We start from the raw sequence: 18209 nt of genomic DNA on the forward strand, positions 1-18209 counted from the left end.
GATGGAAAATAAAACAGATAAAAATTCATACACAATACTATTTGCCATAGGAATGGTATTAATAGTAGGAACATTGTTAGCTGGAATTGCAGGCGCAACAAAAGAAAAGATTACAGAAAATAAACGTCTAGAAAAGCAACAAAACATTTTGTATGCTATGGGCGTAAATGATAATGATGAAAGTAGTGCTACTTTTATTTCTACAGATAAAGCACCAGAAGCATTTTCAAAATACATTACTAAGCAATTAGTAATAGAAGGAGATAAAGTAACCGAAGACGATCAAGCTTATCTTATAGATGTTAAAAAAGAGCAAGCTAAGGCAAAAGAAGGAAAAACAAGACGTTTACCTTTATTTGTTGGAGAAAAAGATGGTAAAACATTTTATGTAGCTCCAATTAGAGGAAAAGGACTTTGGGATGCTATATGGGGTTATGTTGCTTTAGATGAAAATATGATAGTACAAGGAGCCTATTTCGATCATAAAGGAGAAACTCCTGGACTTGGTGCTAACATTAAGCAACGTTTCTTTATGGACGATTTTATTGGCGAGCATTTAATGTCTAACGGAGTATTTAAAGGAATTACTGTAGCAAAAGGAAATAACGATCCTAAGAATACAGATAAAACAGATAACGAAGTAGATGCTATTGCAGGAGCTACTATTACAGGAGATGGTGTAACAGCAATGATTAAAACAGACTTGAAGTTATACTTACCTTACTTTCAAAAATTAAAAAAATAATATATGGGACTTTTATCAAAAAAAGACGCGAGTTTAATATTAGATCCTTTAGCAGATAATAACCCTATTACTATTCAAGTATTAGGAATATGTTCGGCTTTAGCAATTACTGCGGAGTTAAAAGCATCAATTGTAATGGCAATTTCTGTACTTTTCGTTTTAGGAGTAGGAAATGTTGTTATATCATTAATGCGTAACATTATACCTTCAAAAATTAGAATTATTGTACAATTAATAGTCGTTGCTTCTTTAGTAATTATTGTAGATTTAGTGCTAAAAGCTTTTGCTTACGAGTTAAGTAAAACCTTATCTGTATTTGTTGGTTTAATTATTACAAACTGTATCATTATGGGACGTTTTGAAGCATTTGCTTTAGGAAACGGACCTTGGAAATCGTTCCTTGATGGAATAGGAAACTCTTTAGGGTACGGAGTTATATTAATAATTGTTGGTTTCTTCAGAGAATTATTAGGTTCAGGAACTTTATTAGGATTTAAAGTTTTAGGTGATCCAATTGAAAAAACAGGATTATATGCACTAGGTTATGAAAATAACGGATTCATGTTATTATCACCAATGGCATTAATAGTTGTAGGAATCATTATTTGGGTACAACGTAGTAGAAACAAAGCTTTAATTGAAGATTAATTAGCGCTTATAACTAAGCACTAAAAATTGAAAGAAATATGGAATTATTAGAATTATTTTTCAAATCAATATTTATAGATAACATGGTGTTTGCAACATTCTTAGGAATGTGTTCTTACCTTGCAGTATCTAAAAAAGTATCAACAGCAGTTGGTCTTGGAGCAGCAGTAATCTTCGTATTAGCTATAACAGTACCTTTAAACTGGTTGTTAGATCAGTACCTTTTACAACCAGGTGCATTATCTTGGTTAGGAGAAGAATATGCAGATTACGATTTAAGTTTCTTGTCATTTATCATGTTTATTGCAACTATTGCAACAATGGTACAATTAGTAGAAATAGTAGTAGAGAAGTTCTCACCATCATTATACAACTCCTTAGGTATCTTTTTACCATTAATAGCAGTAAACTGTGCTATTTTAGGAGGGTCTTTATTTATGCAATCTCGTGAAATACCTACATTAGGTCAAGCAACTGTTTACGGTATTGGTTCTGGTATCGGTTGGTTTTTAGCAATTTTAGCAATTGCTGCTATCCGTGAAAAAATTAGATACTCTAACGTGCCAGCACCATTAAGAGGTTTAGGAATCACTTTTATCATTACAGGATTAATGGCAATTGGATTTATGAGTTTTGGAGGTATGTTAACTGGAGGAGAAGAAGAAACTAAAAAAGAAGATAAAACAGTAAAAGTTGAAGCTTCTAAAGACGATAAAAAGTTAGCTAATAACACTAAAATAACAAAGTAGTATGATCATTTTAGCAGCAGGAACAACAGGAACTATAGTCGCAACTGTAGTAGCCTTTTTAATAATAACACTTGTATTAGTAAGTTTATTATTATTTGTAAAACAAAAATTATCACCATCTGGTCCAGTAAAGATCTTAATAAATGGTGAAAGAGAAATAGAAGTAGCTTCAGGAGGGACTTTATTATCTACTTTAGGAGGAAACAAAATATTTTTGCCATCTGCATGTGGTGGTGGTGGAACATGTATTCAATGTGAATGTCATGTATTATCTGGAGGTGGAGAAGCGCTTCCAACAGAAACACCTCACTTTTCAAGAAAAGAATTACAGCATGGTGCTCGTTTATCATGTCAAGTAAAAGTAAAACAGGATATGGAGATTACCATACCTGAAGAAGTATTTGGTATTAAAAAATGGGAAGCAACTGTAGTTTCAAACTATAATGTTGCAACCTTTATTAAAGAGTTTGTAGTCGAAATTCCAGAAGATATGGACTATAAAGCTGGAGGGTATATTCAAATTGAAATCCCTAAATGTGAAGTTAAGTATTCAGATATGGATATTTCGGCTCACCCAGAAGATCACCCAGGAGAACCTAACAAGTTTGAAGCAGATTGGGATAAATTTAATTTAAGACCTTTAGTCATGAAAAATGACGAGTTGGTAGAAAGAGCATACTCTATGGCTTCTTACCCTGCAGAAGGTAGAAAAATCATGCTTAATGTACGTGTTGCTACACCTCCTTTCGATAGAGAAAAAGGAGGATGGATGGATGTTAATCCAGGTGTAGCGTCTTCTTATATTTTTAATCAAAAAATTGGTGATAAAGTAACCATTTCTGGACCTTACGGAGAGTTCTTTATTAATGAATCTGAAGCAGAAATGCTTTACGTTGGAGGAGGAGCTGGTATGGCGCCAATGCGATCTCACTTGTACGAATTATTTAGAACACTTAAAACAGACCGTAAAGTGACCTATTGGTATGGTGGACGTTCTAAAGCAGAATTATTCTACATTCACTATTTTAGAGCTTTAGAGAAAGATTTTCCAAACTTTAAGTTTTACATAGCATTATCAGATCCTACAGAGGCAGATAATTGGAAAGTTAAAAAAGATATTAATGATGAAGAAGGTGATGGTTTCGTAGGGTTTATACATCAAGTTGTAATAGACCAATATTTATCTAAACACGAAACTCCAGAAGATATAGAATTATATTTCTGTGGACCACCATTAATGAATAATGCAGTTCAGAAAATGGGAGAAGACTTTGGGTTAGATGACGAAAATATACGTTTTGACGACTTTGGAGGTTAAAACCCAACTAATTTATATATTTAAAACCCTAGCAGTTAAAATGCTAGGGTTTTTTGTTTATAAGCGATTACCCCCGAATGCAGTTAGTGTTTATTAAAATGATGTTTTTTAAAACTAATTGTAAATCAACAGGTTATATGATTTTTTTGTGTATTTCGTCGAAAATAGCTACAAAATGTGTTAAAAATCAGTTAAAATGCTATTTTTGAGGGAATTGAATTTTTTTAGTTCAATTGTGTTAATTACCAGATTACTAACTCTCAAATACGAATCTATTATCATGGGGAAAAATTACCTCTTTTTTAAGGTGAAATTGAAATCTTACTTTAAAGCGTTATTTGCATTTACACTCTTAAGTTTATTAAGTATACAACTAAATGCACAAGAAAAGAAGAAAGAAGAAAATCCAAGAATTACTTCTTCAAACTATTTAAAAGAATTGGTGAAAGAAGGAAATACAGCAAATTATGTTGTTACTTCAGAGCACACTAGCTCTGTAAGTGGTATTCATCATACATATATAAGACAAGCTGTTAATGGTATTGAAGTCGTTGGAACAGAATCTAGTTTGCATATTAAAGACGGTAAGACATTTGCCTCTCACGTAAACTTTGTTCAGAATATAGATAATACAGTAAGAAATTCATCTGCTAGTATTTCAGCTACGCAAGCAATTACAACTACATCACAAAGAATGGGGTATGGAACTCCAACAGGATTAAATGTAGTGGAAGTAGATGATAATATCGAAAGAACTGATTATCAAAAAAGAACGATATATTATAGCAAAGGAGGAGTTTCCAATAGCAACATCCCAGTTAAGCAACTTTACTACTATCAAGAAAGAGAAGGAGCTACATTAGCTTGGGAATTTTCTATTGAAGATAGAAATTCTTCAGATTGGTATAGCTTTATAGTAGATGCCAATACTGGAGAAATACTAAATAAATATAATTTAACAGTATCATGTAATATTGGTGGTGATCATAGTAATCATAATCACGATGATGTAAATTTAGATAGCGATTGTGAAGATGAATATAATGTAACAAACAATAATAAAACGTCAGTAAATACACCAGCATTTGTTGGAGGAGGTACATATAACGTTTATGCTATGCCAGTGGAATCACCAGGGCATGGAGGACGTTCTGTGGTTAGTGATCCAGCTGATGCAACAGGGTCTCCTTATGGATGGCACGATACTAATGGTGTAGCAGGAGCCGAGTCTAACTATACAATAGGAAATAATTGTGATGCTTATGATGATAGTTCTAGTACAGTAACAGGAACAGGTTCAGGAACAAATGCAGAAAGAGCAAATGGAGGAGCAGCTTTAGATTTTAATTTTACAATAGATACAAATGTTAATAATAATGGAGGGAGTATTAATGCAGCGGTAACAAACTTATTCTATTGGACAAATGTTATTCATGATGTATGGTATATATATGGTTTTGATGAAGCTTCAGGAAACTTTCAAGTTAACAACTATGGTAATGGAGGTACAGCAGGCGATAGTGTAAGAGCAGAAGCTCAAGATGGATCAGGAACATGTAATGCAAATTTCGCGACTCCAGCAGATGGAGGAAGAGGAAGAATGCAAATGTATGTATGTAATACAAGAGATGGAGATTTAGATAACGTTGTAATAGTGCATGAATATGGTCATGGGCTTTCAACACGTTTAACAGGAGGAGCTGCAAACTCAGGATGTTTAAATAATAGTGAACAAATGGGCGAAGGCTGGGGAGATTTTATAGGATTAGTAATGACTATGGAGCCTGGAGACCAAGGAACAGATCAAAGAGGAATAGGAACTTGGTTAGTTGGGCAAGGCCCTAACGGAGCAGGAATTCGTCCTCAACCGTATAGTACAACAAATACACAAAGTTATGCAGATTTAGGCTCGGCGGTAGTACCGCATGGAGTAGGATCTATATGGTCTGCAATTTTATGGAAATTAAATTGGGCATTAATTGACGATCATGGTTGGGATCCAGACATTTATTATGGAACAGGAGGAAACAATATTTGTTTACGATTAGTTATAGAAGGAATGAAACTTCAAGGATGTAATCCAGGATTTGTAGATGGGCGTGATGCTATTTTAGCAGCAGATGAGGCCATCTATGGTGGAGCAAATGCTTCTACTATTTGGGAAGTCTTTGCGGGAGCAGGTTTAGGAGCTAGTGCTTCTCAAGGATCGAGTAATAGTAATTCTGATGGAACTACAGCAACAGATTTACCTCCAACAACATTTGCTGTCTCAAGAACTTCAGTATGTATTACAGAAGGAACAATTTCAGATTTAGGAGGAGGTCGCTTATTTGGAGGAACATATAGTGGTCCTAACGTTACAGATAACGGAGACGGTATTACATTTACTTTCGATACAGCTTCAGCAGGAGTAGGAGATCACACAGTTACCTATACAGATAACCAAATGCCAGCAACATCTATAGATCAGATAATAACAGTTACAGATGGTTTACCAGTAATATCATGTCAAAACGCAACAGTAACTTTAGATGCTAATGGAGCAGGAACTATAACTACAGAAGATTTAGTTACTAATTTAGTCCCTAGTGCTTATGTTGAAGAATCTATAACGTTTGCTACAGAAACTATTACTGGAGGTACAGCTGTAACATTAGGCGATGATGCGGGAACAGCAGCTTTAAATATTGGTTTCGATTTTAATTTTTATGGTACAACATATACTCAATTTTATATAGCTTCTAATGGATTTATTTCTTTTGATGGAAGTGGAATGACAGGGGCAGCATCTTATACACCTACTGCTATACCTAATACAGGAAACCCTAATACAATGATAGCTTTTGCATGGGACGATTTAAGCCCAAATGCAGGAGGAACGATACAATATGGATTAGTAGGGACTGCACCAAACAGAAAAATGGTTGTAGAATTCAATGCAGTACCATTGTATAATGCAACAGAAACAGTTACAGCTCAAGTACATTTACATGAAGGAACAAGTAGAATAGAATTTCATTATACTAATGCAGAAAATAATGGAGGAACCAGAACAGCTGGTATTGAAAATGCAGGAGGAACAGAAGCATTGCCAATTTCTGGAGGTAACTTAACAGCATGGTCTACAGCTAACGATGCTTATGCTTTATATCAGCCTGAAGCTAAACTTGCAGATAATTGTGGTAATTCAGTAACTACAAGTTTAAGTCAAAGTGTATTTTCTTGTAGTGATACAGGAGATGTTACAGTTACAATTACGGCAGATGATGGAAATGGAGGTGTATCTACATGTGAAGCTATAGTAACAGTAACTTCTGGACCAGAATGTAGAGTTTCAGTATCTCCTAAAGTCTATTTACAAGGAGCAGCACTAAATCCTAATACAGGAGAAGAAACATTAATGAGAGATGATTTAAGAGTTGATAATTTAATTCCAACGACTAGTCCGTATCCAGATAATTTAACATGTAATGCTGCTGTATTTAACACAACAGGGGCTAATGCAATTGTAGATTGGGTACAAGTAGAGCTTAGAGATCAAACAACAAGTACGCTTATATTAGATTCTAAATCTGCATTATTACAACGTGATGGAGATGTAGTAGATGTAGACGGAACGTCACCAGTTACTTTTAATCAGGCAGGAGATAGATATTATGTAGTTATAAAACATAGAAACCATTTAGGTGTTATGACAGGGGCATCTTTATTATTGTCAAATACTACAACAGCAATAGACTTTACTAATTCAGGTACATTAGTATTTGGAACAGATGCTCAAACCAGTTTCGGAATGCCAAGTGGTGTCTTAGGTATGTGGGCAGGAGACAGTACAGGAAATGGACTTTTAAATTATTTAGGAGGTTCCTCAGATGTCCCATCAATACGTGCACAAGTGTTTAACGATCCCGATAACTCAATATTTGGAGGTCCACCAGTAGCGACTTACGGATCTACAGGTTATTATGGAACAGATGTAAATATGGATGGATTAACCTATTATGCGGGATCAAATAGTGATGTGTTGTTTATTAGAAATAATACATTTAACAATCCATCAAACTCAGTATTTGGAGGCCCACCAGCTGCAACCTATAACTTTACACAACAATTACCAGAAGGAACTAACTAATTTTGGTGATCTAGTAAATAAATTAAAAAACCTAGATGATTTATAAAATCACCTAGGTTTTTGTTTTTTTGAATGAATTAACATAGCCTTATTTTTTTAGTGATTTCAACGGTAATATGACAAAAAAAACGATAAAATGTTGCGAAATAACGATAAAACGTTATATTTGAAGCAGTGTAAAATAATACCCCAACTAGATTATGAATAAAACTACATTACTAACAATTGGTTTAATGTTTTTTGTGCTTTTTGGTTTTTCTCAAAATAGAAGGCAAGCATCAAAAAATATATGGACAAAAACTAGTCAGAGTAGACTAGAGAAAGAAGCAAAAGTACATAGAAGCTCAAAGCCTTCAGATTTTCAACTCTATGAGTTAGATTTAGAGTCCTTAAAAAGGAGTATAGCTAATGCTCCTATGAGAGGTGAAATTATAGCTAAAAACTCTCCAGTTAGAATTGCATTTCCAAATGCATCTGGCGAATTCGAAACATTTGCTATTATTGAAACTCCAGTAATGGAGGAAGAGTTGGCTAGAAAAATGCCAATGATAAAAGCCTATGCAGGTCAGGGAATAGACGATCCTAGTGCTACAATGCGTTTTACAGTTACTCAATTTGGTTTACATACAATGACATTGTCTGGAACTAAACGCTCTTGGTATATAGATCCTTATACAGAGGACAGAAATAATTATATGGTATACTCTAAAGCAGCACTTGGTATAGATAACCAAGGATTTGAGTGTTTAACAGATGAGAAAGTCGAATTACCTTCGCTTAGTGGTAATACTTCAACAAACAAGGCGATTGATGATAGTAAATTAAGAACATACAGATTAGCGCAATCTTGTACTGGAGAATATGGAACCATTTTTAAAGGAACAGGAACTACAGCTCAACAAAAAGCTAATGTGCAAGCACAGATGGCTATAACTATGACGAGAGTTAATGGTATATATGAAAGAGACTTGGCAACAACAATGATTTTTGTTGCAAACAATGATGATGTTATATACTTAACAGCGAATAATGATCCATGGAATAATGAATGGAATACCCAAACGGCTGTAACATTAGATAATGTAATAGGCGTAAATAATTACGATATTGGTCATAATTTTAATACAACAGGAGGCGGTAGTGCAGGATGTTTAGGTTGTGTTTGTACAAGTGTTTCTCAAACAGGAACGCACAAAGGGCGTGGTTATACAGGAAGAGCTGACCCAACAGGAGATCCATTTGATGTAGATTATGTGGCTCATGAAATGGGGCATCAATTTGATGGTTGGCATACTATGAATACTTGTAGTCGTTCTGGTAATGGTGCTACAGAAGTAGAACCGGCCTCAGGTACAACTATTATGGGGTATGCAGGGATTTGTGCATCTAATGTTCAAAATAATAGTGATGCATATTTTAATTATGTAAATATTAGAGATATTTCTGCTAATATTAAAACTGGAGCTAGTAGCTCTTGTGATGTAGAAACTAATATAGGTAACTCAGCTCCAACTGCAGACGCAGGGAGTAATTATACTATTCCTGTTTCAACACCATATATGCTTATAGGAAGTTCTACTGATCCAGACGGTACAGCATCTCATACTTTTACTTGGGAGCAAAACGATACAGAACAAGCACCAAATGGACAAGCACCACCAGTTGCTGGAAGTGCTGTAGGACCAATGGTGCGTTCTTTTGAAGGCACAACAAACCCAATAAGATATATACCTAGGTTATCAGATTTAGTAACTACAGGAGGATCAACAACATGGGAAGTATTACCATCTGTATCTAGAACTATGGAATTTGCTTTAACTGTGAGAGATAATAATGCAGGAGGAGGACAAACTGCGGATGATTTAATGACAGTGACTACTAATGCTAGTGCAGGTCCATTTACAGTGAGTTCACAAAATTCAGCTACAGTATGGCCACAAGGAAGTACACAAACAATTACTTGGAATGTTGCAGGAACTAATGCCGCTCCAATTAATGCAGCTAATGTTGATATCCTTTTATCCAAAGATGGAGGATTAACCTATCCAACAGTTTTAGCAACAGCTACACCAAATGATGGCTCACATGATATCGTTGTTCCTAATGGAGAGTCTAGTACATGTCGTATAATGGTTAAAGGTAGCGGAAACATATTTTTTAATATAAACTCCGCAGTAATAGATATTTCAGGAGCAGTTAACCCTGTAATTTCTTATGCAAGTCCATCAGCTTCAACCACAGAAGGAGCTGCATGTTATACAGATATTATTGTACCATTAACTGTTGCAGTTGGGCCGTCGGCTAATGCAACTGTTACTTTTAATATTGCTGGAGGAACGGCAATAAATGGGGATGATTTTGAAATTCTAACACCTAATGTCGTTTTTGCAGCTGGAGCTACAGCTTCTCAAGATTTATCAGTTAGAGTATACAATGATGGATTTGTAGAGGGTACAGAAACAGTAACGATAGATTTTACTGTTAGTGGGGGTGATGCAACAGCAGGTACGAATTCATTGCTGTTGGCAATTAACGATGATGATAGTGTGCCATCTGCAAGTACAAATATGACGCTCTTTAACGATGATTTTTCAGATGCTGATGCTAGTGATTGGACTATTCGAGATGGTAATAATGAAACTGCAGATGATTGGAATTTAGTTCAAGAATCTAATTGGACAACTCCTTTTGGAATCTATACAGATTATTTTTTAGCATCATATTCATGGAATGGCTCTGATTATAGTCCAGATAATTTTGTAACATCACCAGCAATTACAATTCCAGATGGAGCATCTAATATAAACTTAAGATATTTTGCAGGTTCAGGAAGTGATGGTAATTTTTATAGTGAAAATTATGAAGTTTATATTTCTACATTGGCTGGATCAATAGCAAATATTACAGCAGGAACTCGTTTAGTAGATACAGTAATTCCTGCCGTTGGAGGTGCTTATTATGATGTAGCAATTCCTAATGCTTTTGCTAATTCAAGTCAACCAATATATATATCATTTAGACATCACGATACAACAGGACAATGGGTACTAGGTGTAGATGAAGTCTCTATAACAGCAGATGTTGGAGCAGAAATTCAAACAGCTGTAAATACAGGAGTAACAGACGATGCATTAAATATACCAGGAAATGGAACGGCATATACTGCGGATGATTCAGGAGATTTCATGTTAGATATTGTAAATAAAAATGGATTTAATTATGGTTGCACAGATGTATCTGTTGTAAGAGCAGGAACAAGTACACAATCATATAATGGAAGTGTAGCTCCAAATCTAGTAATGGATAAGTCATTTACGATAACACCAACAAATACAACAACTTCTGGAGATGTAGATATTACTTTTTATTTAGAAGCAAGTGAGTTTACATCAACAAGTTCTTTATATGCCCTAAGGGAGGGTTCAGGAGAAGTCGTACCATTAACTGTGGCATCATTTGGACCTAATACAACATTAACAGGGACTTTTACAGGTCTATCAGGAACCTATTATTTTGGACCAGAGTCGGCCTTTAGAGTAAGAGTATCACCAAAAGTATACTTACAAGGGGCTGCATTAAATCCAAATACAGGCGAAGAGAGTTTAATGAGAGATGATTTACGAGTAGCAGGATACATACCTACAACGAGTCCATACGATGCAACAACATGTAATGCCTCTGTATTTAATGTAACAGGAGCAAATGCAATAGTAGATTGGGTATTAGTAGAATTAAGAGATGCCGTAACTAATACTACAGTTACAGCCTCACAATCGGCTTTACTTCAAAGAGATGGAGATGTTGTTGGAGTAGATGGCACATCAAGTTTACTGTTTAATACATCAGGTAAAGATTACTATGTAGTAGTAAAACATAGAAATCACTTAGGCGTAATGACGAATGGATTGTTAGCATTATCAGCAACAACATCTGTAGTAGATTTTACCAATACAACACCAATTACATTTGGAACCGATGCACAAACCAGTTTTGGAATGCCAAGTGGTATGTTAGGCATGTGGGCAGGAGATAGTACAGGAAATGGGCTTTTAAACTATGTAGGAGGTCAATCTGACGTGCCATTAATACGTGCACAAGTGTTTAACGATCCAAGTAATTCAGTTTTTGGAGGGCCACCAGTAGCAACTTATGGTTCTTTAGGTTATAATGGAACAGATGTAAACATGGATGGGTTAACCTATTATGCAGGATCAAATAGTGATGTGTTAACTATTAGAAATAATATATTTAACAATCCATCAAACTCAGTATTTGGAGGCCCACCAACAGGAACCTATAACTTTACACAACAATTACCCGAAGGAACTAATTAAAACAACAAAAAAAATGATATATTTGTTAACTCTAAGATATAAAACAAAAAAAATGAAAACAAAATTACTATTAGTATTAGCTCTTGCATTTAGTTTTACTATACATGCTCAAACAGATTACAGGTTCACACTTATTCAAAATAGTGGATATAATTACACTGTAGCTGCAGTACCAGATTTTGATTCTGGTGGTGCAACACCTACTTTAGATTCTTACGGATTTACAGTAATGTTGCAAGATGGTGCATCAATTGATGAAGGCGGGGCAATAAAACATGAGGGAGGAGGAAGCCTTTCTTTTGCTGTGTACACTGCATCTCAATTAGATGCAGCAGATCCAGGTAATGATAGAAGTGCTACTGTTTTAACAGTTGCTTCTGATCCGAATGATGATTTTCCAGCTCATACAAATGGTCAATTGATTCCTCTAGTGACTTTTGATGTTTTAGGAGCTCCTACAACTGGGGAAATTAGTGTTCTTGATAATGGATCTTCATTAGCTATGAATGCTTCAGGAAGTATTTTTGATAGTTCTTTAACGGTTGACCCTACTGGTGGATCAACGCCTACTTCAAATTATTTTCAAGGCCAAACAGGGACAACTTCATACAGCTTTGCAACATTAACAGTTGAAGAAAATGAATTAACAGGATATTCAATTTTTCCTAACCCAGCAAATGATGTTGTAACTATTAAAGGATTAGAAAATACATTATCTAAAGTAGAAGTATTTAACATTGCAGGACAAAAAGTATACAACAGCACTTCTAATATGGAAACTATTAATGTTAGCACTTTTAATGCAGGGGTATACTTTGTAAAGCTATCTACAGAAGAAGCTAGTTTAACAACTAAATTAATAAAAGAATAATTAGGTTGCAATAAACTAATTATTATAAAATAGTAAAAGCCAATACTTTCGTATTGGCTTTTTACGTTTATAAGATTATGAAAAAAGTAATATTAGTTATCTGTATTTTAATCTCCATATGCGCATGGGCATTACAATTCAGTCCAATGAAGCAAGTGGTTAAACAAACTGTAAAAGGGATTACCACAACGACATCACTTTTAAATAAAGATAGTTTAACTATTAAATCTAGAGTTAACACACCAAAAGGGTATAAGCGAGTAAAATATAATACAGGATCATTTGGAGATTATTTAAGAAACTATAAACTTAAGCCATTTAATAGCAAAATAATTAATTATGATGGCAGCGAATATTATTGGCAAATTGGGCATATAGGAATATTAGATGTCCCAGTACCAAAAAATGGATTGCAGCAATGTGCAGATGCATTAATAAGAATTAGAAGTGAGTATTTGTGGGATAATAATAGAAAAGGCGAAATTGGTTTTAATTTTACAAGTGGACATTATTGCTCTTGGCTAGAATATGCAGAAGGCTACAGGCCAAGAATAAATGGAAATAAAGTTACTTTTAGTAAAACAGCAAAAAGTAATCATACTAAAAATAATTTTTATAAATATTTGAATTTAATTTATACCTATTCAGGAACCTTGTCTTTGTATAATGAGTTGCCACAAATAACAGCTATTGAAAAACTTAAAGTTGGAGACATGTTAATACGTGGAGGTACACCAGGCCATATTGTTATGATAGCTGATGAAGCTGTTAATGAGAAAGGAGAAAAACTTTTTTTATTGTTTCAAGGTAATACACCAGCACAAAGTGTGCATTTGGTTAAAAATCTTGAAGACACAGAACTATCTCCTTGGTATGATCTAAAATTAAATGTAGAAATAGGTGTTTCTAATTACACATTTAATAACTCCAAATATGTGAGATTTAAATAAATGTAAAACATGTTTTTTGTTTATTTTGAGTAAGCGACGACTATTAAATAATAACAATTGTTGTATTTTTGTTATATGAATAAAGCATTATCAGCCCAAGAACTGCATAACTTGGCAATGAACCATGTTGGCAAAGACCTAGAACAACGAGGATTCGAATTTATAGCAGTTAATAGTAAGCTTAAAAAACACCCGCAATTTGTTTGTATAGATGCTAATAAGCAATATTTTTTTGTTATTGTTAAAGCAGTAATGCTTCCCGAAAATGCTAATAATTACGATATAGTTTGGATGGAATCATTTAAAACGCATGCCAGAGAACATAATGCTAAAGTATTATATGCAGGAGTTGGTTTAGGTAACCCAAAAGGAGAGGATTTACCAGTATACTTAAATGAAGAATACCTTATAGAATATAATGGTATACAAGTTTTAGAAACCAATTTAAACTAATTTGTTAGAAACAAAATACTTTATAATGTTTAAAAATACTGTACTGTTAATTATTACTGCTTTAACATTAGTGTCTTGCAAAAGTGAGTTAAAAAAAATGAAACTATCTGGTCCTATATTTGGGACATTCTATGATATAAATTATTATTCAGAAGAAGGAATTAATTATCAAAAAGAAATAGACAGTTTATTTTATACAATCAATCAATCAATGTCTAATTACCAAGCAGATTCAGACATTTCAAAAGTTAACAAGCATATATTAGATAGTATAGATAATCATTTTATAAAAGTTTTTAAAACCTCCAAAAAGATACATAAAGAAACTAAAGGCGTTTTCGACCCCACTATTGGTAAATTAGTTAATGCATGGAATTTTGGGTCAGAAAAAAACAAAACGCGCTTAGATAGTCTTAAAATAGATAGTTTAATGCAGTATGTAGGCTTAGATAAAATAACCTTAAAAGGATCTAAGCTTGAAAAACAAAAACCTAAACCATACCTAGATTTTAATGCAATAGCTAAAGGATATGCTGTTGATGTTGTAGGAGAGTTTTTAGAACATAAAAAAATTAAAAACTATTTAATTAATATAGGCGGTGAGTTAAGAGGAAATGGTATAAACATTGATAAAAAATCTGGTTGGACTGTAGGTATAGAAAACCCCAATTTTGATGGTACTCAAAGCTATGATAAAGTCTTTGTATTAAAAGATAGGGCGATGGCTACTTCAGGGACGTATAGAAAATTTAAAGTAGATGAAGAAGGTAATAGGTACGCACATATTATAGATACAAAAACAGGTTATCCAACACGAACAAATATTTTAAGTGTTTCTATTATAGCAAGTAATTGTATGGAAGCAGATGGATATGCAACGGCTTTTCAAGCTATGGGAGTAGAAAGAGTAAAACAATTTACAAAAGCGCACCCAGAACTAAAAGCATATTTAATTTTTGAAAATGATAAAAATAAGCTGGAAACACTTATTTTAAATAACTTCCCATTAAACTAAAACCATAGATTTAGCAACTGAAAGAGGTGTTTTAGAAGTTATAAAAGGCTTTTATTAAAACTAAAGTGTACATTTAGAATTTAATATTTTCTAAATTTTGATAAAAAAGCATTTAATACTTATTCTGTATTTATTCATTTCTTTTGTTGTACAAGCTCAAGATCCTTTATCTATACATATTGGTGAAGAAAACGGCTTGCCAGATAAGATTATTTATAGAATGTTAGAGGATAAAGATGGGCTTATATGGCTTGCTGCAAACTCTGGACTCTACAGCTTCAATGGAGAAAAATATGTAAAATATACCCACCCAAAACTGGTGAGGTCTTCGGTCTTTGGTCTAAAATTAGATAAGAAAGGACGAATTTGGTTTAATAACATGGGAGGAGAGTTTTACTATGTTGAAAACGGTAAGACTGTTCTTTTTATGAACTTAAAAGAACATATAGGAGAAAAACTTGTAACGTTCGAAATTATAGATAACAATATCGTATTTGTTGATAAATATCGGTACAAAATAGATATTGATACGAAGGTAATAGATAGAGTGAAACTTTATAATAGTCAAAAAAGCCTTTATTATAATTATAAAGGAAAAGAGTATTATTACCAAGATGATGCATTGCATGAAATTAAAAAAGGATCTCATGTAATGCACTTTAAAACTGCAATTACAGAAAAAGAAGAATTACTTTCAAATATGTTTAGTTACAGAGAGAAACTTTATATGCTCTCTCAAAGAAGAAACATAAATTCCTTTTTCGAAATTAACGAATCAGGAATTAAACCAGTAAACGATTTCAATGCTATTTCTCGTATTGCAATATCACATTTAAAAAAAATAAAAAACAACTATTGGTTTTTTACTGTAAATGGAGCGTACGAATATGGTTATATTGATGGAAAATTAGTTTTAAAAAACCATTATTTAAAAGAAAAGAGAGTAACCGACCTTATTATAGATCGTAATAAAAACTATATATTTTCTACACTAAATAATGGGTTGTATGTAATTCCCGATTTAGACGTAAAAGAATATAAAACAGAAGCATATAAAGAAGATTTAATATCTCACTTTGTAGCTGTCAATGACTATACAATAAATTATATATCTAACAATAATAAATTACACTCAGTTAATTTAAAAACTAAAAAAAGTGTTTCCCGAAATATAGATTATTTTAAGGAACAACGTGTTTATTACGATAAATTAAAAAATCAAGGATTATTTTTTAATGGAGGCTTTATAGAAGTATATAATCCAGCTAATTTAAAAGTAACTAAGCAATTAATTAAATATACACCCAAAGACATAAAACGATTAAACGATAGCTTGTTTATTACCTCTAATTACGATAGGACTAAAATACTAAATAATAATCTAGAGGGAAAAATAGCTTTTAATGGCAGGTCAGGAAGCTTAACAACAACTAAATCTGGACACTATTATGTAAATACTGCAAGGGGACTTAAATGGGGAACTATAAAAGAAAGGAATTTAGAAAACGTCCTACACGATAACACCAAGTTGTACATGCGTAAGCTAGTGACTAAAACAAATACAGATAGCGTATGGATAAGTAGACCTAATTGGGGGCTTTATTTAATGAAAAACGGAAAGATTTTAAAAACGATTTATAAATCTGAAAAAGGGTTACTTGATAAAAATATAAGAGCAATGGCTACCGATGAGGAGAATCTATGGATAGCTACAAATAAAGGTATACAACGCTACAATTACGAAACAGAAAGTTTTATAAATTATAGTATAAGCGACGGTATTATACATCCCAGAATATTAAAACTCCAAGTAACAGACAACTATGTGTGGTATCAAACATCAAATGGGATATATCAATTTCCAAAAACAAAACAAAAGAAAAAAATATGCGTTCCAGAAATTTATTTTTCAGAAATAAAAATTGAAAATAAATTACAAGAAATAAAAGAAAATTATAAAATAGATTATGATGCCAATGCATTGGGAATAAAATTTATGGTCAACGGACTAAATGTTTTAAATGAATATCAATTTGAGTATAAAGTAGAAGGCTTAAACCCTGAATGGATTACTTTAGAACAAGGCAAGCATGAGGTAGATTTTAACAGTTTGCCAAGTCGAAAATATATTATTAAAGCTAGAGCAAAGAATATACTAGAAGGCACTTACACTAATACAATACAATTTAAAGCAGATGTAACGTTACCATTTTGGAAGCGCTGGTGGTTTGGTGCTTTAATAGCAATTATAGGATTGGCTAGTGTAATTGTTTTTTTTAAAATTAAAGCAAAACATAAAGAAGAACAAAAAGAAAACGAATTAGAGCAAGTAAAAATAAAGCACCAATTAGTGGCGTTAAAACTAGAGAATTTACGTTCACAAATGAATCCGCATTTTATATTCAATGCATTAAACTCTATTCAAGAATATATTATGCTTAACCAAAAAAAATTAGCAAGCGATTATCTAGGGAAATTCGCAGATTTAATGAGAGCCTATTTACGTCATAGCTCAAAGGGGAGAGTTCCATTACAAGAAGAGATAGATTGTTTAGAAATGTATTTAGAGTTAGAGAAACTACGTTTTGAAGACAAACTAACATACAGCATAAAAAATGATATATTAGAACCTAATAATATATATATTCCTACGATGTTGATACAGCCTTATGTAGAAAATGCACTAAAACATGGACTATTACATAGAAAAGAAAATAGAATATTAAAAATAGATTTTAGCTTACACGAATCGTTAAAAACTATAAAATGTAGTATAGTAGATAATGGAGTTGGCAGAACAAAAGCTAAAGAATATAAAGAAAGAAGTTACAAACAACATAAATCTTTTGCAACTAAAGCTAACCAAGATAGACTAGATTTATTAAACTACGGAAAAGAAAAACAAATAGGAGTTACGATTACAGACTTGTTAAAAGAAGAAACAGCAATAGGGACACAAGTAGATATAATAATCCCTTACGAAAATATATGATT

11 protein-coding genes are annotated in these 18209 nt (G+C 33.0%); all 11 read left to right on the forward strand.

Translation table 11 applies throughout. The annotated features are described in order from the left end of the window. Position 1 precedes the first annotated feature (1 nt). The 11 genes from ACVC08_RS09260 to ACVC08_RS09310 all read left to right on the forward strand — a co-directional run bounded on the left by ACVC08_RS09260 (position 2) and on the right by ACVC08_RS09310 (position 18207). Positions 2 to 745 (forward strand): Na(+)-translocating NADH-quinone reductase subunit C, encoded by a 744-nt coding sequence (locus ACVC08_RS09260; protein WP_452597268.1) that lies wholly within the window; start codon positions 2 to 4, stop codon positions 743 to 745. Positions 746 to 748: 3 nt separating this feature from the next. Then, positions 749 to 1393 (forward strand): NADH:ubiquinone reductase (Na(+)-transporting) subunit D, encoded by a 645-nt coding sequence (locus ACVC08_RS09265; protein WP_452597269.1) that lies wholly within the window; start codon positions 749 to 751, stop codon positions 1391 to 1393. A gap of 38 nt (positions 1394 to 1431) precedes the next feature. Next, complete coding sequence (gene nqrE / locus ACVC08_RS09270) at positions 1432 to 2142, forward strand: NADH:ubiquinone reductase (Na(+)-transporting) subunit E (protein WP_452597270.1); 711 nt, start codon at positions 1432 to 1434, stop codon at positions 2140 to 2142. A gap of 4 nt (positions 2143 to 2146) precedes the next feature. Continuing rightward, positions 2147 to 3460 carry an NADH:ubiquinone reductase (Na(+)-transporting) subunit F gene (gene nqrF, locus ACVC08_RS09275; protein ID WP_452597273.1) on the forward strand — a complete coding sequence of 438 codons (1314 nt, stop codon included), beginning with the start codon at positions 2147 to 2149 and terminating at the stop codon, positions 3458 to 3460. A gap of 280 nt (positions 3461 to 3740) precedes the next feature. Next, on the forward strand, positions 3741 to 7592 hold the full coding sequence (locus ACVC08_RS09280) for a M36 family metallopeptidase (RefSeq protein ID WP_452601822.1): 3852 nt from the start codon (positions 3741 to 3743) through the stop codon (positions 7590 to 7592). 200 nt (positions 7593 to 7792) lie between these two features. Beyond that, on the forward strand, positions 7793 to 11926 hold the full coding sequence (locus ACVC08_RS09285) for a reprolysin-like metallopeptidase (protein ID WP_452601823.1): 4134 nt from the start codon (positions 7793 to 7795) through the stop codon (positions 11924 to 11926). Positions 11927 to 11978: 52 nt separating this feature from the next. Further along, positions 11979 to 12797: a T9SS type A sorting domain-containing protein gene (locus tag ACVC08_RS09290; RefSeq protein WP_452601824.1), complete on the forward strand. Its 819-nt coding sequence runs from the start codon at positions 11979 to 11981 to the stop codon at positions 12795 to 12797. Positions 12798 to 12874: 77 nt separating this feature from the next. Then, complete coding sequence (locus ACVC08_RS09295) at positions 12875 to 13747, forward strand: DUF4846 domain-containing protein (RefSeq protein WP_452601825.1); 873 nt, start codon at positions 12875 to 12877, stop codon at positions 13745 to 13747. A gap of 75 nt (positions 13748 to 13822) precedes the next feature. After that, positions 13823 to 14200 (forward strand): Na(+)-translocating NADH-quinone reductase subunit F, encoded by a 378-nt coding sequence (locus ACVC08_RS09300; protein ID WP_452601826.1) that lies wholly within the window; start codon positions 13823 to 13825, stop codon positions 14198 to 14200. 25 nt (positions 14201 to 14225) lie between these two features. Then, the gene (locus ACVC08_RS09305) at positions 14226 to 15215 is read left to right on the forward strand and encodes an FAD:protein FMN transferase (protein ID WP_452601827.1); all 990 of its coding nucleotides are present in this window, start codon (positions 14226 to 14228) and stop codon (positions 15213 to 15215) included. A 97-nt stretch (positions 15216 to 15312) separates the two neighbouring features. After that, positions 15313 to 18207 carry a histidine kinase gene (locus tag ACVC08_RS09310; RefSeq protein ID WP_452601828.1) on the forward strand — a complete coding sequence of 965 codons (2895 nt, stop codon included), beginning with the start codon at positions 15313 to 15315 and terminating at the stop codon, positions 18205 to 18207. The last annotated feature ends 2 nt before the right edge of the window (positions 18208 to 18209 follow it).

This window comes from Pontimicrobium sp. MEBiC06410 (assembly GCF_053601615.1).